General features: G+C 48.6%; 14 protein-coding genes. 5 read left to right on the top strand and 9 right to left on the bottom strand.

From position 1 onward, the window contains the following. Positions 1-320: 320 nt before the first annotated feature. Positions 321-878, top strand: a complete 558-nt coding sequence (locus tag ACLHDD_RS19570; protein WP_427105493.1) for a hypothetical protein — start codon at positions 321-323, stop codon at positions 876-878. A gap of 479 nt (positions 879-1,357) precedes the next feature. On the opposite strand, the gene ACLHDD_RS19565 is transcribed toward ACLHDD_RS19570, so the two are convergent. Together ACLHDD_RS19565 and ACLHDD_RS19560 are read right to left on the bottom strand one after the other, a co-directional pair. Continuing rightward, positions 1,358-2,554: an MFS transporter gene (locus ACLHDD_RS19565; protein ID WP_427105492.1), complete on the bottom strand. Its 1,197-nt coding sequence runs from the start codon at positions 2,552-2,554 to the stop codon at positions 1,358-1,360. A gap of 160 nt (positions 2,555-2,714) precedes the next feature. Then, the gene (locus ACLHDD_RS19560; protein WP_427105491.1) at positions 2,715-3,608 is read right to left on the bottom strand and encodes an ABC transporter six-transmembrane domain-containing protein; all 894 of its coding nucleotides are present in this window, start codon (positions 3,606-3,608) and stop codon (positions 2,715-2,717) included. Between the two features lie 101 nt (positions 3,609-3,709). Between ACLHDD_RS19560 and ACLHDD_RS19555 the strand changes: the two genes are divergently transcribed. From ACLHDD_RS19555 to ACLHDD_RS19540, 4 genes are all read left to right on the top strand, one after another. Further along, entirely contained in the window at positions 3,710-4,285 is a 576-nt protein-coding gene (locus ACLHDD_RS19555; protein WP_427105654.1) for a TetR/AcrR family transcriptional regulator, read from the top strand. A 474-nt stretch (positions 4,286-4,759) separates the two neighbouring features. Continuing rightward, positions 4,760-6,142, top strand: coding sequence for a diaminobutyrate--2-oxoglutarate transaminase (locus ACLHDD_RS19550; RefSeq protein ID WP_288474792.1), 1,383 nt, complete (start codon positions 4,760-4,762; stop codon positions 6,140-6,142). Between the two features lie 14 nt (positions 6,143-6,156). Continuing rightward, on the top strand, positions 6,157-7,623 hold the full coding sequence (locus ACLHDD_RS19545; protein WP_427105490.1) for a pyridoxal phosphate-dependent decarboxylase family protein: 1,467 nt from the start codon (positions 6,157-6,159) through the stop codon (positions 7,621-7,623). Between the two features lie 379 nt (positions 7,624-8,002). Next, a complete protein-coding gene (locus ACLHDD_RS19540) occupies positions 8,003-8,320 on the top strand; it encodes an IS110 family transposase (protein ID WP_427105489.1) in 318 nt (105 codons plus the stop codon). A gap of 1,827 nt (positions 8,321-10,147) precedes the next feature. Here ACLHDD_RS19540 and ACLHDD_RS19535 read toward each other — a convergent pair. From ACLHDD_RS19535 to ACLHDD_RS19505, 7 genes are all read right to left on the bottom strand, one after another. Further along, positions 10,148-10,855: a fimbrial biogenesis chaperone gene (locus ACLHDD_RS19535; protein ID WP_427105488.1), complete on the bottom strand. Its 708-nt coding sequence runs from the start codon at positions 10,853-10,855 to the stop codon at positions 10,148-10,150. Continuing rightward, positions 10,852-12,177: a fimbrial protein gene (locus ACLHDD_RS19530; RefSeq protein ID WP_427105487.1), complete on the bottom strand. Its 1,326-nt coding sequence runs from the start codon at positions 12,175-12,177 to the stop codon at positions 10,852-10,854. Before ACLHDD_RS19530 ends, ACLHDD_RS19535 begins: the two co-directional genes overlap by 4 nt. 1 nt (position 12,178) lies before the next feature. Then, positions 12,179-14,635: a fimbria/pilus outer membrane usher protein gene (locus ACLHDD_RS19525; RefSeq protein ID WP_427105486.1), complete on the bottom strand. Its 2,457-nt coding sequence runs from the start codon at positions 14,633-14,635 to the stop codon at positions 12,179-12,181. Between the two features lie 43 nt (positions 14,636-14,678). Beyond that, positions 14,679-15,377 carry a fimbrial biogenesis chaperone gene (locus ACLHDD_RS19520; protein WP_427105485.1) on the bottom strand — a complete coding sequence of 233 codons (699 nt, stop codon included), beginning with the start codon at positions 15,375-15,377 and terminating at the stop codon, positions 14,679-14,681. Between the two features lie 47 nt (positions 15,378-15,424). Next, the gene (locus tag ACLHDD_RS19515; RefSeq protein WP_427105484.1) at positions 15,425-15,991 is read right to left on the bottom strand and encodes a fimbrial protein; all 567 of its coding nucleotides are present in this window, start codon (positions 15,989-15,991) and stop codon (positions 15,425-15,427) included. A 221-nt stretch (positions 15,992-16,212) separates the two neighbouring features. Beyond that, positions 16,213-16,896, bottom strand: coding sequence for an EAL domain-containing protein (locus tag ACLHDD_RS19510; protein WP_427105483.1), 684 nt, complete (start codon positions 16,894-16,896; stop codon positions 16,213-16,215). 48 nt (positions 16,897-16,944) lie between these two features. After that, positions 16,945-17,445 carry a hypothetical protein gene (locus ACLHDD_RS19505; protein ID WP_427105482.1) on the bottom strand — a complete coding sequence of 167 codons (501 nt, stop codon included), beginning with the start codon at positions 17,443-17,445 and terminating at the stop codon, positions 16,945-16,947. Between the last annotated feature and the right edge of the window lie 1,327 nt (positions 17,446-18,772).

The following is an 18,772-nucleotide window of genomic DNA, read 5'->3' as shown; positions in this document are numbered from 1 at the left end:
CCTGAGCCTGCGCTGCGTTGACTGATATCTGAGTTTCACAATCCCTGATTTGCTCTGGCGGTCGAAGCGTGCATTTCCGGCAGAGGCCTGCCATTCAGCAAGGAGGATTTATATTGCCTAACGCAGAGACGCCCGGGCTTATGAAAACATATCCGTAACACACAGATCTCATCATGACCGGCATCTTATTGACCTATTGAAGTGATCAGAAACGCAGGGATTTCAGCAATAAAAAGAATCACCTCTTTATGTTTCGTTAAAGTATTCACTCAGCATGCCGATATAACTCAAAAGGGATAAATTTTATAAAAGAGGGAAGAATGAGTTTAATTACTGACTTTAAAACCGTAAAAAAGATCATGGAAGATTTTTTGCATGATGCCATTATCAGAAAAAAATTGATGATGATTTGCAGTACAAAAAGAAACGATTGGGAGAAATGGCTACAGCTCGAACTGGAGTTTTATATTTCCCGGTTAGAGGGTTACACTGTTGACCGTGAAGTTGAGGCCATTCCGGATAACCGGAAGATGAAAAATCGTCTTAACATGTTCGTTGATTTTGCTATCAGAAAAAAGCAAACCAGGAAAAATTCATTTATTTTCATTGAGCTGAAATGCTCAACAAACCCGCAGACATTGATTAATGGCTTCGAAAAAGATATTGAAAAAATAAGTGCAATCAAGCGTTGCATCTATGACACCCGATCATTCTGGTGTGTGGGTTTTCATAAGAACTGTACACAACGTAGCATTGATAAAATGGAGAAGTACGTTGAGAGCTGGGAAGGCTATCATGAAGTGATAAAGCTTTGCGGTTGTCCGGAAGAGTTACTCTGTGAGTGCACGGATAACAAGATCGGCTTTGTGATAATCTGATGGTCATCAGGGACAATTTTTAGATCGACATTAAAAAGATCGGTGCAAAATCACCCTGCCACCCGCGCTTCCTGCGCACCGGTCTTTTACGAAAAAATCAGATGTTATTAAATTCATCCAAAATAGCGCATCGCCATTTGTCATTAACAGGTTATCAACCTGCTTTTTCCGATTAAAAAAACCTGAGACACAGTATTACTTTTGATGATTCAGGAAACGTGGTTTTTATAAGAACGTTTTGACCGCTAATATTCAGGCATTTCCCGCATCTGGACTTCTGGCCGCAGTTACAGCAGTGTCTGGTTCCCATCCTGCGCTGAACGCCTCCTGCCGCTACAGACTGCCTCGCTCTGCCGTCAGGCGCCCTTTTACCCAGGCTAAAAGGTAAAAAACCCGCACAGCGCGGGTTCAGATGGCCTTAACGATCAGGTAGTGAGTGTAAGCGCGCAGCGACAGACTGTACCGCTGCGCGCTTGCCATCAGGCCAGCTGCGCCTGCTGACGGGCAGCATGTCGCGCTGTGATGACAAACACCAGCAGGCCGCCGACGCCCAGTGCCACGCCCACCCAGACGGTGGAGAGCCAGCCATAGCCCAGCGACACGGTCAGGCCACCCAGATACGCGCCCATCGCGTTGGCGATGTTCAGCGCCGAGTGGTTCATCGCGGCCGCCAGAGTCTGGGAGTCGTTGGCGACATCCATCAGACGGATCTGCAGCGACGGCAGCAGTACCGAGCAGGTACCAATCAGGAAGGTCGCCAGCAGCCCGGTCGCCACGTGCTGAACCAGCACCGGGAAGGCCAGCATCACCAGTACGTTCCAGAGCAGCGTCCAGCCAATGATGTTCAGCACTGCCCCATCAGCCAGACGACCGCCGACCAGATTGCCAATGATCATCCCCAGTCCGAACGCCACCATCGCCCACGGGATCAGCGAAGGTGACAGCCCCGCGATGTTAATCAGCGTGGGCGCGATATAACTGAAGATGGCGAACATGCCGCCGAATCCGACCGCGCCGACCAGCAGCGTCAGCAGGACCTGCGCGTTTTTTAGCGCACCCAGTTCACGTAGCGGATGCGCATCCGCATCGCCTGGCGTGTAAGGCACGTAGCGGCCAATCAGCAGGCAGGTCAGCAAACCAATCGCGCCAACAAAGGTGAAGACCACATGCCAGCTGAACAGCTGTCCAATCCACGAGCCCAGCGGCACACCGACAAGCGTCGCCACCGTCAGCCCCAGCATCAGTGATGCCAGCGCACGGCCCCGTCGTTCTACCGGCACCAGCGAGGCAGCCACCAGCGACGCCACGCCAAAGTAAGCGCCGTGCGGCAGACCGGTCAGAAAACGCGCCACGAGCAGGCCGTGATAGCTGTCGGCCATTGCGCTGGCGACGTTGCCGATGCTGAAGAGCGCCATCAGAATCAGCAGCAGGGTTTTCCGTGCCATGCGCGCCGCCATTACCGCAATAACCGGCGCGCCCACGACCACGCCCAGTGCATAACCGGCGATGGCATTGCCTGCCTGTGGTTCGGTAATTGCCAGAGATCGTGACACATCCGGCAGCAGGCCCATCATAATGAACTCGCCTGTACCAATGCCAAAGCCGCCCAGCGCAAGGGCCAGCAATGCCCAGCCGACAAAACCGGCAGCGTCGGTTTTATGATTTTTTCTTAACAAAATGGATTCCCAATGGCCTGAAGGTAAAAGCAGAAGTGAGCCAGAAAGAAGAGTAAAACGCATTCTCATCTGGCAACAGCGCGCAGACTATAAAAACTCAGGCTGCGCTTAGCAATCCATTTATGTGATCTGGCGCACACATTGTTCCGGCCCGGCGAGATCAGTAAGTACCGGTATTTACCCGGCGGCCAATGTCTTTCAGCTGCGAATACTTCTCCAGCAGTCGCGGGCCATCGTCCAGGCTCATGGCAAACATCCACATATAGGTCATCACCGAGTAGATATGTCCCGCATCAATGCCGCCCCGACGGGACATCGCCGCGATGGTGATCGCAAACATCAGCGCCGCTACGCTGCCGATAGCCAGATACCCCAGGGCTTCGCGATCGGAAAGCCGGATGCGCAGACTGGCCAGGACGCCGTAGTGACGGCCCAGAGAGGTGGCGCTGGCGCTGCTGACAAAACGCACTTCTTTTTCCAGCCGGTTATTCAACCGGCCAAACAGGCGATCGTTTTTCCGGGTAAAGCCTGGCAGAAAACAGGCAAAGAACAGCAGAATCGCCAGACAGCCCACGCCGGTCCAGAACTCGATCGCCAGCAGCATCACCGCCGCCCCGGTCATGGAGGCCAGCGAGGTAATCAGCACCGGCAGATGTTGCTCAAAAAAGTCGACAAACTCGCGTGACAGCGCCACCCGCGCGGCAATGGTAGACGCGCTCTGGTTTTCGCTGCGCTGCGTCACAATCACCGGTACGGCCAGGGCAGCATAAATCCGCGCGAACGTGCGGGTGTCCACGCTGCGACGCGCCGCACCGATCGCCCACATGGTGAACACCATGAGCGCATAAAGCACTGCGTGCCAGGTCCTTCCGGCGACTATCGCGTTGATCGCGAATCCCGCCAGCAGGGGATAAAGGAGGTACATGACGTTTTCCGCCACCACCAGCAGCAGCGTCAGGATGAGCTTACGGCTGTGAAGACGACCCAGCGATTTTAAGGTCAGAATGGCGCTGCGCGGAGCCGCAACGGGCAGAGCAGGTTTCAGGGAGTGCATTTTTTCTGTTTCAGTTTCTGATATGATTAATTTTGAGCGGTTGCTCAAGTTCAAAAAGCAGTCTATTTGAGCGGTTGCTCAAAGTCAATGTGAGAGTAATGATGAAAGAGTCAGCGGAAGCATTAAGAACAAAAATCCTGGATGCGGCAATCGGGTTGTTTATCGAAAAAGGGATCGAAAAAGTGACCACTCGCGAGCTGACAGAAACGGTCGGCATATCGCGCAGCCACATCTATCACTACTTCAGTAACTGGCAGGCACTCTGTCTGGCGGCGCTGGATCGCTTTATGCGGGTGGATTTTGAAGCCTTTGCGGACTCCCTTAAGCCCCTCACGCCGCGTCAGCGTCTGGATGTGCTGTTTGAAAGCCACCTGCCCAGCGCGCCGGACACCACCTGGCAGCTCTATTCTTCCTTCTGGCAGATGGCGGCTCATAATGAACCCTATGCATTACTGGCCGAAGAGATGACGCAGTTGTGGCAGACGCTGATGGAGACGATCATCCGTGACGGCGTCACAGAGGGTAGCCTGCGTTGCGACGATGTCCCGCGCACCGCCCGACAGATCAGCGCGATGTTAAACGGCTATGCCGATCTGCTGACGATCAACGCCTCCGAAACGAAGGTGCGCGAAGCGCTGGCCGACCTGAACCATTTTGTGGACCAGTGCCTGTTATAAGCCAGATTTATCCGGTGAGCAGCGTTCAGGTTCTGACCGCATTTTAATTAAATGTTAATAGAAGGTTTATTATTTTAATTAATCTGCGGTTTTTAACGCCAGGGGATGCGACTTTAGCAGCGCAGGCGGCATATATTTTTTCTCTCTGAGAACGCCGCTTTTTAATAGCCTTTTCACCGGAAACAGCTGTTTACATAGATTATTCTCTTAATTCTGACGCGGTCTGAGCCGGGTAAGCTGGTGTTTTTACGCCACTTATTGGAAACATGCCTGTAAAGCAAGTGCAATACATCCGGTCATAATCTCAACAACTGTTTGATTCTTATAACAAAGAATCTGTTTTCCATCACTAAAATTAAAGATTGAGTCGGACCTTAAAAAACCCTATATTGGCCGCGCTTTAACACAGACCCTTTTTAACTTTCATTTATTCAACTGGAACGCGTTAGCCGTTTCGGTTGTAGGAGAGATATGATGACGGATAAAGTCCGTATTGATAGTTTGAATGCTCAAAACGCAAACGCAACCAATGAAACCTATCTGGCCCGCCAGGCTGAATTTGAATCAAACGTTCGAAGTTATCCGCGCAAACTGCCGTTCGCGATTGCGAAGGCACAGGGTGTCTGGATCACCGACGTCGAGAATAATAACTATCTCGATTGTCTTGCCGGTGCCGGAACGCTGGCTCTGGGTCATAATCACCCGGACGTTCTGCAGAGCATTCAACATGTCATTACCAGCGGCTTGCCGTTACATACTCTGGATTTAACCACACCGTTAAAAGATGAGTTCTCTGAGTACCTGCTCTCCGTCTTACCGGGTCAGGGCAAAGAGTACTGCCTGCAGTTCACCGGCCCGTCGGGCGCGGATGCGGTAGAAGCCGCGCTGAAGCTGGCGAAAAAAGTCACCGGCCGCAGCGGCGTGATCAGTTTCTCCGGTGGTTATCACGGCATGACACACGGTGCGCTGTCTGTAACAGGCAACCTTTCACCGAAAGAAGCCGTCGACGGTATGATGCCGGAAGTGCAGTTCATGCCTTACCCGCACGAGTACCGCTGCCCGCTGGGCCTCGGTGGCGAAGCCGGTGTGAAAGCACTGACCTACTACTTCGATAATCTGATCAACGACGTGGAAAGCGGCGTGCGTAAACCTGCGGCGGTGATTCTGGAAGCCGTTCAGGGTGAAGGCGGCGTTAACCCGGCCCCGGCTGAGTGGCTGCAGCGCATCCGTAAAGTCACCAAAGAGCACGGCATTCTGCTGATCCTTGATGAAGTTCAGGCTGGCTTTGCGCGTACCGGTAAGTTCTTCGCCTTTGAACACGCAGGCATTGAGCCTGACATCATCGTGATGTCAAAAGCGGTCGGCGGTGGTCTGCCCCTGGCGGTGCTGGGTATTAAGAAAGAGTTCGATGCCTGGTCTCCGGGCCATCACACCGGCACGTTCCGCGGTAACCAGCTGGCGATGGCAACCGGCCTGACCACGCTGAAACTGCTGAAAGACAACAACATCGCTGACAAAGTCGCGGCACAGGGCGAAATGCTGAAAGGCAAACTGCGCGAACTGCAGCAGCGCTACCCGGTCATCGGCAACGTGCGTGGTCTGGGCCTGATGCTCGGCATTGAGATGGTCAAGCCTCATGAACCTGCTGATCACATGGGCAGCTTCCCGGCTGATGGCGACCTCTCTGCGCTGGTGCAGAAAAAATGTTTTGAGAACGGCCTGATTCTGGAGCGTGGCGGACGTCACGGCAGCGTATTACGTCTGCTGCCTTCCCTGCTGATCACAGATGCAGAGCTGGACGTGTTTATGGATAAATTTGAAAACGCCCTGCTGTCAGCTGGCGTACAACCAGTTTGAGTGGAGTGAATGCAATGTCCCGGTTAAACCCGATTCTGGCGGCCTCAGCACAGAGTACCGAGGCCTACCAGCAGGCGATTGCCCAGAGTAGTGCGGCCGTCGTTAAGTGGCTGGAACAACCTGAAATGTATCAGGGAAAAACCGTCGCAGAGCTGCGTGAGCGTATTCAGCTGGACTTCAATCCTCAGGGTCTGGGTAACCAGGCCGCGATTGAACGCGCCATCGAGTATTTCCTCAAAGACAGCCTGTCGGTGCATCATCCACAGTGCGTAGCGCATCTGCACTGCCCGAGCCTGGTGATCAGCCAGGCAGCGGAAGTGCTGATCAACGCCACTAACCAGAGCATGGATTCATGGGATCAGGCACCCTCTGCCACCCTGATTGAAATGAAGCTGATTGAGTGGCTGCGCACGCAGGTCGGTTATCAGCCGGGTGATGCTGGTGTCTTCACCAGTGGCGGCACCCAGAGCAATCTGATGGGTCTGATGCTGGCGCGCGATGCCTTTTTCGCCCGTCAGGGTCACTCCGTTCAGCAGGATGGCTTAACCGGCGATCTGAAGAAGATTAAAGTCTTCTGTTCAGAGAATGCGCACTTCTCCGTGCAGAAGAACATGGCGCTGCTTGGTCTGGGTTACCAGTCCGTCACCCAGGTGAAGTGCGATCGTTTTGCCCGTATGGATATGGACGATCTGCGCCATAAACTGGCTGCCGCCAAAGCGAATGGTGAAAGCATTCTGGCGATCGTTGCCACGGCGGGTACGACCGACGCAGGTGCGATCGATCCGCTGCGTGACATCACAGCGCTCGCGGCAGAAGAAAACATCTGGGTGCACGTCGATGCCGCCTGGGGTGGCGCACTGCTGCTTTCTGAAAAGTATCGTCACTATTTGGACGGTATTGAGCAGGTGGATTCTATTACTCTGGACTTCCACAAGCAGTTCTTCCAGACCATCAGCTGTGGTGCCTTCCTGCTGAAGGAAGCGCGTCACTATGAGCTGATGCGCTACCAGGCGGCATACCTGAACTCGGAGTTCGATGAGGCGCAGGGTGTACCGAATCTGGTATCAAAATCGCTGCAGACGACCCGCCGTTTTGATGCGCTGAAGCTGTGGATGGGCCTGGAAGCACTGGGTCAGAAACAGTATGCCGACATCATCGATCACGGCGTGACGCTGGCGCAGCAGGTGGCGCAGTACGTGGATGAGCAGCCAGCGCTGGAACTGGTGATGACTCCACAGCTTGCCAGCGTGCTGTTCCGCTATCGTCCGGCGCACCTGGCGCATCTGAGCAGTGCGGATATCGCCCTGCTTAATCAGCGTATTGGTGATGCGCTGCTGGAGTCGGGCCGTGCTAATGTCGGCGTGACCGAGCACGATGGTGTGACCTGCCTGAAAATGACCCTGCTGAACCCGACGGTGACGCTGGACGATATCAAAGTGCTGCTGACGCTGGTAGACACTACCGCACAACAGCTGGTGTAACGTTCCTGTCACCCGCTTATAAAAACCAGCCGCCCGGCTGGTTTTTTTTACCTCTTCCGGCCCCCACTTTTCAGAGAATCGTTACAGCGCTGAATGTGAAAGAGTCCTCTGTGACTTGTGCGAATGTCGTCCAGTGCTGACGACGAAACCAGGCGACGATTTCGCGTTCCTCTTCTGAAATTCCATAGCTTTGAATTTTAAATGCAGAACCGGGATGGGATTAACTTATTCTGTGTTTTTTACTGACGCTGCAGCCCGATCGACATTCAGGGATTGATAAGCTTGCGGGTAAGCATGATGCGCAGCATCACTTTCAGCTGTAGCCCGAATAATTATTTGGTGCGTCAGAAGCCCGTATCTGCAAGGCAGGAAAACTGAAATGATCGATAAAACCACTGTTAGTATTGACGTATCAAAGTTCGCGTTAGATGTTTTTATTGGTACCAGCGAGCAACTGATACATCTGGAGAATCCCGCATCCGGCATCATGCAGTGGCTGAAGGAGCTGGAAGGTCTTCATATAACGGGGGTTGTCATGGAGGCTGCAAGCCGGTATCACTCTCTAACTGGCTCAATGCTGAATTCAGCGGGTCTGCCTGTTGCTGTCATTAATCCGCGACAGATAAAGAATTTTGCCAGGGCAATCGGTAAGTTGGCAAAAAGCGATTCTATCGATGCCAGGATACTCTGCCAATAGGATCGTCGGATGAAACCGTAATTCAGACCTGCCAGAGACAAAGCGCTTCAGGATCTGGCACTGCTTCTTACCCGACGGCGTCAGCTGGTACAGAATCGTGTCATGGAAGCTAACAGGCTGCAGGAAAAACGGGTCATATATTGAGATGGGTATTGCAGCGCATATCGCCTGGCTTAACTCACACATTGATATTCTGGACCAGGAAATAAAATAACCCCTTAATCAAAACACTGCGCTTTCTGCAAAACGAAAAAATGCCTGGAAAAGTTAAGGGCGTTGGGCCAGTAACTCAGGCGGCTATCCTGAGCTGGGAGCGCTGACGCGCAGGCAGATATCGGCCCTGGTTGGTGTATGCCCGTATGACCGAGACAGCGGGCAGCTTCGCGGTAAAAGGGCTATCCGGGGCTGGCCTGCGGGCAACACTCGATATGGAGATGCCTGCAGCGATTCGATATAACCCTCAGATTAAGGACTTTTATACATCTCTAATTGCACGTGGAAAAATGAAAAAAGTCGCGACCACAGCCTGCATCAGAAAATTTAAAACCATACTTAATTCAATATTCAGGGTCCAAAAGGATTGGGCATATAGCTGAAAACTTAATTTACGACTTTTAAAGTGGTCATAACTGCTTCAGAAATGCAGGACTTCTTATTGTTAAGATTTGATTTCCGGCTTGTATATGACAGCAATACATTAACAATAACACCTGAAGGTACAGAGTCTGGAATCGAAATGCGGTTTCCATTTTCTTCAAGGTTGTAAAAAAGGTGGCAGGTTGATACACATAACTCTGCCATTCATGTTTTCAATATAGAGCTATAACAGGATTCAAAAAAATAAGAGATTTATCTTTTATTATCAACGAAAGCCGGAAGATGTTTTTTCTGACTGGTTTAATACTTTTAACTCTGGTGATTTTAATTTAAAGAATGTTAATAAACATTTTAGCCTTAATAATGCCGGTCACTGATAAGTGACATCCAGCATGGCAACGTTTTTTCTTTCATTAACGTGTCTGAGTAATGCAGTGTAAATGACGTTTCCTGAGGCTATTTTATTGTTCAGTTTGTCAAACTCTACGTTGTCAGTTGTTTTCTTATGGTTTCTGACGCAGGTTATATCAGCAGTTTTATTAAATGCTTTGGTCGTACAGGTTGCTTCTACCAGCAGGCCAGTAAAAGTTACCGTTCCACCGCTTGCCGCATTCAGAAGTGAGGCAAAAAACAAAGTGGGGGCAAATAAAGCCAGAATGCAGGCTCTTGTTTTTTTTATGTTTATAAAATTTCTCCAGTGTTACGTTGTTGCAGGGTGAGTAACGCTGATACCAGTAAAATTAATTCATGAGCATCAGGGGCGGACAGGAACGAAACTGCACTTTTTGTGCGAGAAAGCATTCTCATTTTTTCGAATCCTGAAGTGAAATACAAAATAACATCGGAAAAAGATTTCTGTCAATTGCGCATTTTTGTTAAAGGCGTCGCTTATCTTTATAACCTGCTGATTGTTAATCAAAATATATTTTTATTTCGGAATTCTATGTGGTGGGCGTTGTTCTTTAGTACATGTTTTGAATAGGTATTTTTAACACGAAATTAAAAAATGAGCGTTCAACAAACCCTTAACTCAAATTAAATGAAACCTGGTATTGTTGAAATAAGTCAAATCAGTCTGATGTATGACAGCTAACTGAACCTGGCATTTTTTAGTTTCTCCATCTTCACTGAATGAAGGATGATTTATTAAAGTTAAATAAATCAGCATGATAGTAAGTCTGGTAACATATAGGTTTTTGTGATGAACAATGTTAGCAAAGAAAGTGTGAATTATTTCTTCACAACTACCCTATGGGTAAGCTGGTCGCCGCTGTCATTGACATAACGAAATTCCGCACTAAAACTGTCAGGTATGTCTTTGCTCAGGTTGATTTTTTTCTCAGCTAATGGAGGTATCATCAGGTCGCTATCCAGTGCTCTGGCCGTTGAACGATAAGAATCAATCTGAACTGCAATCACTGAGAGGTGTATAGGTGAGGGATTATAGCACTGCATAATCTGTATCCCTGCTTTGTGGCAGGTAACAGCTGAGATTGCCTGTTCCGGCGTGGTGATAACTCCGGAAGGACGATAGAACAGTTTGATCTGTGTATTCATTGTTACAAGTACGCCGTTCTCCATTACGACATCTTTTCTTTCAGGAGGGATTTCATAGATGTTAAACCAGTAAAGAGACTCCCTATCCCGGCGAACCGGCCTGCCATTGTATATGATACGCACCCCTTTAATTGCATGGGGTTCAAGCCTGAATACCGGTGGGACGCTGATAAACGGGATACCTGAAACATCAGGCGTTCCTTCACCATTGTCGATCCATGTCTGAACAATTACGGGATAACGATTTGTATTAGCCAGCATCAGAGACTGTTCCCGATTGCTCTCTGTATACACGACCCTTGTCCGGGACGGCATAACGCCAGCGCTGACATTATTATTCAGCAATGAAAAAACAATCAGGAAATGAGCAATATATTTCATTGCACTTTCACCACTACGGTAGCCGTTGCTCTTACTTTACCAGCCGTTACAGTTTGTCCCGGGATTTTCTTAAGCGTAGCAATAAAGTTATAAGAATAGTTTGTATAACCGGATACGCTGCTTCCTGTTGCGCTGGCATTGTCCAGAACCGGATACCAGCCTGCGTTACTTCCCATATAACTGGTGTTGAGCGGGTCAGTACCGGTCTGCCCTATAAGTGTCAGTGGCGAGGAAGGCGAACTGGCATGAGCAATCGTAATTCCCACCCCTTTTGCAGATGTTGCGTCATTATAATTGTCTGAAAGCAGCATGCTGACACCATCTGAACTGTTTACCAGACCCAGCGAATTTGCAGCATTGTAAGCTCCGGGTGAAACCTGAAATCCGAGTGCAGTCTGTGAAGTCGCGGTTCCCGAAGTCACGCTGTTACTGCATTCAACACTGACGCTGAAGCTGGCAGAACTGGATAAACTGTTATTTAACTCTGCAACGGATATCACGGGTAACATCACGAGTGGTGTGGCACTGCGCACCACACACGTTGGCGTGTTGTAGAGACGGTTAACAGAGCGCATGCCATAACCAAACCCATTGTCTGCGCCCCAGAACCGCCAGTTGTAAGCGCTATCCTGCCCCTCCTGATCACCCGTCAAACCCGGGCCAAAGAGCTGAATATAAGCATTCGGTTGTATACAGCTATAATCGGCGCCCGTTGTTGAGCCATAAACAATACCACTTTTGTCTGTATTATTATTGCCGCAATAGCGTGAGGCCGAACTGGTTCCTGGCAAAGTGCTGACGCGGTAAAGTTCAGCCTGAAGCGGAGGGATATCCTGCAGACGGATTTGTATTTTGGTGCCGGATGTCGCATAGCTCGTAACCGCGACTTTCTGCCAGTAGCGGGTCAGGACCTGACTGTTCATTGTCAGTTTAAGTCCGACGTACGCAAAGTAAGTTGCGTAAACACCATCCAGTCCGTCAGTCGTGCCGATATCATAGAATCCACCCACTCTGTCATCACCATTGGTGGCTACCAGAAAGTAGATACTGGAAAGATCGCTCTGATCGCAGGTCCATAAGACTGTTGAGGCTGTTGCCCCCCCGTAAGTATAATTGGTGGGCGGGACAGTTACGCTGCCAAGCAATGTACCCACAGGTGAAAAGTAGGTATCAAACAGATTGACTTTGCCAAATGGAATCAGGGCAGTACGATTATCTTCGGTCTGTGATGCACCGGTACTTGTACAACTGGCCATGGCTGGCAACACTGACAGACTAATAAAAACAATCAGTCCTTTAAGTATCATGCTCACTATTTTCATATTATTTCTCACAACTGGCAGTCAGTGTAACCAGCGCCATCCTGCGTTCATCAGCGGTCAGTGAATAGGGAATGCGGCACTGATTGTTGTCACCCCAGCTCACAACAAAATAGCCTTTCTCTTTTTCAGCACGCACATAAATCTGACTTCCCTGGCCAGCAATGCCTGCAGAAACGCCGTTTTCATCAACAACAGGTGCTCCCATAGGAATACTTTCTCCCTGAGACGAGTGAACGGTAATAAGTAATGCGGTACCTGTTTTTGTGCGGAAAGTGACTCTGCTAACCGCACCTGAAACCGGAACCACGCGTTTCTGACTATCGAGGATTTCTGCATTGCCATCCATTCCGGCCGGGTCGAGTGAAACAGTGTTATAACGATACGGCGTCATTGATGGAACCAGTGCATATCCATTGTCATCAATCCGGGTTTGTGGCGCGTTGAAAAGCTCTGCACCTTCAGCACCTTTGGCTTCGATAAGCCCAAACGTGTCTCCTAAGTAAGGACCTAACGTCAGGCCACCAGAGTGAAGTGCTGCAGCCCCCTGGGCATTCCCTGATAATTGCCAGTAGTTTTTACCGACAGATCCGTTCATTCCAAGCGAGACTTTGGGTAATCGCTTCTGCAGGCTACTGCTAAGCGTATCCTGACTCAGCTGAGCATCATGTGTTGCACTGACGCTGTATGAGGTGGTTTGCTGCTCATCCATAGAACCGGATAACGATGTCTGGTACTGGCTTCCTCCGGAGTTGCTGTGACTGAATGTGTTACTCAGTGAAGCGCTTCTGGAGCTCTCCGGGAACAGAGGAATGGAGAGAGTTGCTGAAATCGCCGTCTCCTGGGACGTATTATTCCCGTAATTTCCCGTCTGCTGGCGATTGACCGCAAAACTCATTGAAATTCCGCCATTGAAGCTTTTACTGTAACCAATCTGATATTGCGTGTCCCGTGAACGCCCGTTCCGGTAATTCTGGGTCGCTGCTGTGATAAAAAGATTGCCGGCCTGATTCATATTCTGACTCATCGTTACGTCAAATCTTTCCCGCTGTTCGCTGGCATATTGAAGCCAGTTCGCCGTATTCAGCGCGTCATATCTCATGCCAAGAATACTGGATAAATCCCGATAGCCTGTCGTTGAATAACGATAGCTTGCAAGTGAAACCGTGGTGCCAGCTGCAGCAAAAGTTTTGCTCCAGCTGATACGACTCATCCAGCCTTGAAGATTATCCCCTTCCGGCAGGGATGCCCGGGACCAGGTGATATCTGACCCGATGGCCCCAAGCTGGCTGGCGTAGACACCACCCAGAACAGAGGACATATACCCTTCAGAAAAACGTAAACCACCGTTGCCGGTAAAAGCATTCGTCAGGCCTCTCTGATAAATAATGTCTCCAAAATCTGCATCTTTATACATGTCCCGCGTTTTGCCGATGGCCAGGTTATATCTGCTGACACCAGGGCGTATAGACTCCGGTACTGCGGAGAAAGGTACAACGAACTTCTTTACCGTCCCGTCTGCCTCAGTCACTTCTACCTGCAGGTCGCCACTGCTGCTGGTAGGTGTCAGATCCGTTATTTCAAAAGCACCGGGGGGCACAGTTATCTGATAGATTTCGTTTCCGTTCTGACGTACAGACACTTTTGCATTCGTGCTGGCAACGCCACGGATAGCAGGGGCATAGCCCTGCTGTGTATCAGGGAGCATCGCCTGGGATGAGGCGAGATTTACACCGCTGTAGCTCAGGCCAGAAAAGAAGTTTCCGTTAGTGATTAGCTGGCCGGCCATAAATTCACTTCTGATCGCCAGCACAGGTCGCTGAATATATCCTCTGATGGTGTTCCATGATGCCCCCTGTTGCTGATTCCAGGTGGCAGAACCTGACTGCCGGTACTGCCAGGTACCCAGATTGATTCCACCATTAAGCGATAACCATGCTGAGTCCTGATTACGGATCCGGGAATCTGAATAAGACACGTGATAATAATTTGCCAGGTAGTTGGCAAAGCCGATATTTGTCCCGGTGTCATATTCAGCAGGGTCAATCCATCCCCGGGGTTTCTTAATCAACAGTGACTGGGGCACAGTAACGTCTAGTCTGAAACCCGAAATGGACAGATGGACAGAAGCCTGCGGCTTTACATCAGACATAAAAAGGCATGATCCGCCACTAAGCGGGCCATGCTGATAATTTTTAAAACCTATGGCATTGATCAGGTCTGGTGAGAAACATGGCTTGTCAGTACCGTTATCTGACTTTACGTTTATCGAATAGCGCCCAAGAAATTGCTGATTGACATACACGTCAAGCTGATACGTGCCTGGCAAAACTGCATCCGGTTTTGAGAGTTTTTTAAGAGCTTCCTGATCGAAGTTACTTCCTTTAAACAGAGAGGCATCAAAATAATACTCATTGTCTTCGGCGGCAGCTGTCGGCGGGGTGAATGCCAGTATGCTCATCGTGGTAACATACGCTGACAGCAGAATCTGTGCTCTGTATGATTTACAAGTCCCTTGTATCTTCAACGTATGCACCATAGTCATTCACCTGCGTGATAAGTATTTTTCCACCGCGCAAAGACGTTACCCTTCCGGCAGGTGACCATTCCGTTTTAGAGAAGGGAGGGAGCATCATTGCGTCTGTCAGCGAGGTTGAGTGACCGCCTTTAACATAACGAGCACTGCTGACAGACAGATAGTATCCAGTCGGGTTTTCAACAATCACTTTGCCATCAGAAAGGCTGAACCTGAGCAGTTTAAAAGCATCCCCTTGCTGACCTGAAAGTGATTCAGGACGATAAAACACCTTGATTCGGCTTTTTACAGCAATAATCAAGAGATTATCGTTACGCTCCGAAGCTTTAAGCGCCGGAATCTGAGTGAAGTTCATGTAAAAAACAGACTCGCGATCCTGCGGAAGCGCAAGCCTGGCTTTAGATGAAATGAGTCTTACTGACTGTCCCTGGTTGGGTTCTATTCTGAAGACCGGAGGAACTGCAATAAAGGGGGGCGTTGCTGAAGAGTTCTCGCGTTCACCAGTTAATTTAATCTCAACAATATATGGCTGAGGATCGGGATTGTTAAACTGCACCGTCTTTTCAGTGAGGCCGGAAGAGAAAATGACGCGCGTACCCACCATTATCACACTGGCATGCGACACATTTGCAAATAGCATCAGAGTAAAAAGGAAGATTTTTTTCATATAGAGTATCACTGATGATAGGGCTGCACAGGGCAGCCCGCATTGAATCAAAGGTAGTTCAGTGTGTACTGCGCCACGCCGGTGACTTTACCTGCTGTGGTAGTGGCACTGGTGGCCATATACTTGGCGCTGTAAGTTGTTGAGGCTGACGTGGCATTTGCAGGCAGTGTCAGTGCCGCACCCCGTGTTACGCCGTTGAGATTGATCTGACTGGTCCCGGTATCATCAGAATAGAGAGCGATCCCGACTCCGGTAGCCGCATTGGTCCCCGCCGTATTGCCCAGCGCAAACGTGGTGGTATCAACGCTGGTTCCCAGGAATTCAGGGTACATCGTCAGAGCTGTGCCGCTTGAGGTGCAGCCGGTTACAGAAATAGTAAAAGGTGTCAGCCCCGCACTGTTTCCGACAGCTGTTGTCGTTGTGCTGGCGGTATAAAGCGCGCTCAGGGGAATAGTAGGCAACAGTACCGTTGCATTGGTGGTACTGTTAATGCTGATACTGCAGGTCTGCGCTGTCACTTCTCCCTGAAAAGTTACAGTTGATGCCGCGAATGCAGATGAAGACATCAGCACTGCAGAAAGCAAACAAATTTTAGACGCTAGTTTTTTATTCATGGCGATGATCCCACTGTTATCATGTTTGAGTTACTGATTAAACTTTGTATCTACAGGGTGTTGCTGAAAAATCAATCAAGCATGTTTTCGCAGCATATACCGTCGGTTAATTTGGTATTCTGTTGCTATCCGAAACGACGGGTAGTCATGTGTGCCCACATTCATGGTTCAGCGGTTTCTGCTAAAAATGAAATCAATATCATCTAAGTGGATGGATGAAGTCAGAACCTCCCTGGCACATTCAGCTCTCTTATCTTCTGCTCTGTCAAAGCAGGCCAGTAATAACCCTGCCCCGCAAAAAAACCAGACCTTTCCAGTGCTAATTTGTATTCAAGGCAATCAACACCTTCTGCAACAGTCATAATATTCATTGTGAGCATTTTTTTATGAAATCTCTCGAGTTCCCAGAGTTCTGCATGGTTTTTCTGCGCCAGCCAGAAAGAAGACTTGTCGATTTTGACAAAGCTGAACGCCTGCAGTACATCAGCTGAGAAATCTATATTTTCTGGCGACACGTCATCGAGCCACAGACGATCCCTGTATAGCCTGAGCAATTCTACCGGACACTCTTTGGCAGGAAAGTTTCGTATCATGTCAACTTCAAAATTAATCAGAGGATGTTTATCAAGTGTATTTTTCCATCCGGATTCACTGATAGCTTTCAGTGATAATAGGTCAACATTAATAGTTGCTCTTAGTGAATTTTCCGCAAGAAAATGATAATTATTGACAATAAACTCAATCTGTTTTTCTGCCAGTGATGTGAGAAAACCCGTTGTGGCATTTTTAAAAAAAACCTCATAGCAGTCAGCCTCATTGCTCAATGGTTTTTTGAGCCTTGTCAGGCATTCATAAGCAAAGAGTTGCCCGTCAGAAAGGTAAATTGGTTCAAAAATATAGTACATTTTCACCACAGCCCGATGATGTTTGCTGAATTATTTACACTTCAGGTATCAGGTATACAGCAGGGAATAACGGTCTTTCCCAAGCTTTTTTATAGCTGAGTATCGCTGACTGCAGAATGTTTTAGGGTTAATTCCATCCTTGTTACGTGTACCGCTCAGTGATAGCTTAAAGGCTCTGAACTCACTTTCTGTCAGCTTATCCCCGGACATTTCAACCTTATTCCCTGTAAAGAAATCCTGTATTTCTGACAGGGATGTACTTCGAATCGCCGTTATCCTGTAGTTATTTCTGACAACATAATAATTGGCAAGTGGCATCAGTTTTTCAGATGAGATTATCACAATCTGAGTGTAGTCAGTTTTTGAAAATAGCCCTAAGTCAGATTCAATAATCAAATCTTTAAGCGTGCTGAGGTGTAACTCAACCACTAAATAATTGTTAATTTTTTGTTTGTTTGATGTGTACCCGGAGGCAACAAGATGCCTGATGCCCTCTTTAAAAAAATGTGAACAAGATGCATGAAATTCAATCGATCCGTAAGTTTCCATAATACGTGCACCTCTCCTTTTGAAGGTATTTTAGTCAAATTTGTGTTATATGCAATTTCATGACAAAAAAAAGTTAACAAAAGTTAGCAGTTGACTTGATTTTAATTATGTGGATTTTATGTTTTTTTGATTCAGATCAGTACAAGTTAAAAAATCACCCGGCTTTATTTGTGATTATTAGGCTAATTATTGGATTTATTGTTTCTGATGTTTCCAGAAATCGAAGCGGGTGATGTCAATTAATTAAAAATTAAATTCTTTTATGACAATAATGTTGTCAGTTTTGTTACATGAATCTCCTGATTTGGTTCAGGTCCTGACGATTTCAAACTGGAGTATCCATCCTGCTCATAAAGGAAGATATTTTAATCACAAGTACTTACTGATGCATTTATGGGGAATCTTCCTGCTTATTTTTTGTGCGCCAGAATAGATAACAACATCTTTGCCTGATGTTGTATTTCTTAATCAATGAAAACTATTAGCATTTGTCTCGCGTTTTGCTTGCATCAGAAGGCGGAGAGGGGAACAGACTTTCCCGACTAAATTCGGGTTTAGAAAGTAAAATAATTAAAGGCTAAGTGACGCTTGAATGTAAGCTTTACCACTGACTCAAGTTTTTGACGGCTTTATTTAGCATCAATACCTGCTCCGCTTATGGCCTGAACTGATAAGCATATTGCTTTCCGTCCTGTGACCGGAGACCGGCAGGGATAAAGTGCCGTCACAGTAGCCGAGCCCCCTCGCAGTCGAGAGACGCTTCGCTTCACTGATCTGCTCATCGGTTTACCGCTGTGCGTGGAATATTAAGTCCGCTACGGCGGCGCTTAGCCCCTGCCTTCTCTCCTTCACAACTGTCTTTGTGGCGGTTACGGCATCATGTCGGGCTCCCGGATACTAAGCAGCATAATTATGTTCCGATTATGGAAACTGTCGGACAGGCGTAAAGTGCCCTGCGTAACAGCCTGCGGTAAATGTCTACGCCTGGAAATGCCTGGACGTCTTCATCGGGGCAGTCGCCAGGCATAAAAACATATTTTTTTACCGCTTACGCTCGCTGTCACGATGATTTTTTATCTTTAATACTGGCCAGCGGTTCCGGCTGATGCGATAAAAGCAGTATTCACAGTATTGCTCTTTGTACCACCGGAATGGCGGTTGTTTTTTTCTGTGAATGGGCACGCCGCCGCAGATTCCCAGCCGGGATGGGATTTTGAAAATTTTAAATCTCACCTCCGCTATCATTTTGGCGTCCGCTTCTCCCCCATAGCGCATTCATGATCTGCGCAAATACTACTCGTCTTTAAAACACCCTCATTGGTTGACA

The sequence above is a fragment of the Pantoea sp. NSTU24 genome, assembly GCF_050157905.1.
Lineage (GTDB): Bacteria > Pseudomonadota > Gammaproteobacteria > Enterobacterales > Enterobacteriaceae > Pantoea.
This window is presented reverse-complemented; position numbering and strand designations above follow the sequence as displayed.

What these genes read in the sequence shown, in the direction of transcription:
- ACLHDD_RS19505 (WP_427105482.1), bottom strand. Translation starts at nt 17,445, where the DNA reads ATGGAAACTTACGGATCGATTGAATTTCATGCATCTTGTTCACATTTT.
- ACLHDD_RS19525 (WP_427105486.1), bottom strand. Translation starts at nt 14,635, where the DNA reads ATGAGCATACTGGCATTCACCCCGCCGACAGCTGCCGCCGAAGACAAT.
- ACLHDD_RS19550 (WP_288474792.1), top strand. Translation starts at nt 4,760, where the DNA reads ATGACGGATAAAGTCCGTATTGATAGTTTGAATGCTCAAAACGCAAAC.
- ACLHDD_RS19540 (WP_427105489.1), top strand. Translation starts at nt 8,003, where the DNA reads ATGATCGATAAAACCACTGTTAGTATTGACGTATCAAAGTTCGCGTTA.
- ACLHDD_RS19570 (WP_427105493.1), top strand. Translation starts at nt 321, where the DNA reads ATGAGTTTAATTACTGACTTTAAAACCGTAAAAAAGATCATGGAAGAT.
- ACLHDD_RS19530 (WP_427105487.1), bottom strand. Translation starts at nt 12,177, where the DNA reads ATGAAAATAGTGAGCATGATACTTAAAGGACTGATTGTTTTTATTAGT.
- ACLHDD_RS19545 (WP_427105490.1), top strand. Translation starts at nt 6,157, where the DNA reads ATGTCCCGGTTAAACCCGATTCTGGCGGCCTCAGCACAGAGTACCGAG.
- ACLHDD_RS19510 (WP_427105483.1), bottom strand. Translation starts at nt 16,896, where the DNA reads ATGTACTATATTTTTGAACCAATTTACCTTTCTGACGGGCAACTCTTT.
- ACLHDD_RS19555 (WP_427105654.1), top strand. Translation starts at nt 3,710, where the DNA reads ATGAAAGAGTCAGCGGAAGCATTAAGAACAAAAATCCTGGATGCGGCA.
- ACLHDD_RS19535 (WP_427105488.1), bottom strand. Translation starts at nt 10,855, where the DNA reads ATGAAATATATTGCTCATTTCCTGATTGTTTTTTCATTGCTGAATAAT.
- ACLHDD_RS19515 (WP_427105484.1), bottom strand. Translation starts at nt 15,991, where the DNA reads ATGAATAAAAAACTAGCGTCTAAAATTTGTTTGCTTTCTGCAGTGCTG.
- ACLHDD_RS19560 (WP_427105491.1), bottom strand. Translation starts at nt 3,608, where the DNA reads ATGCACTCCCTGAAACCTGCTCTGCCCGTTGCGGCTCCGCGCAGCGCC.
- ACLHDD_RS19520 (WP_427105485.1), bottom strand. Translation starts at nt 15,377, where the DNA reads ATGAAAAAAATCTTCCTTTTTACTCTGATGCTATTTGCAAATGTGTCG.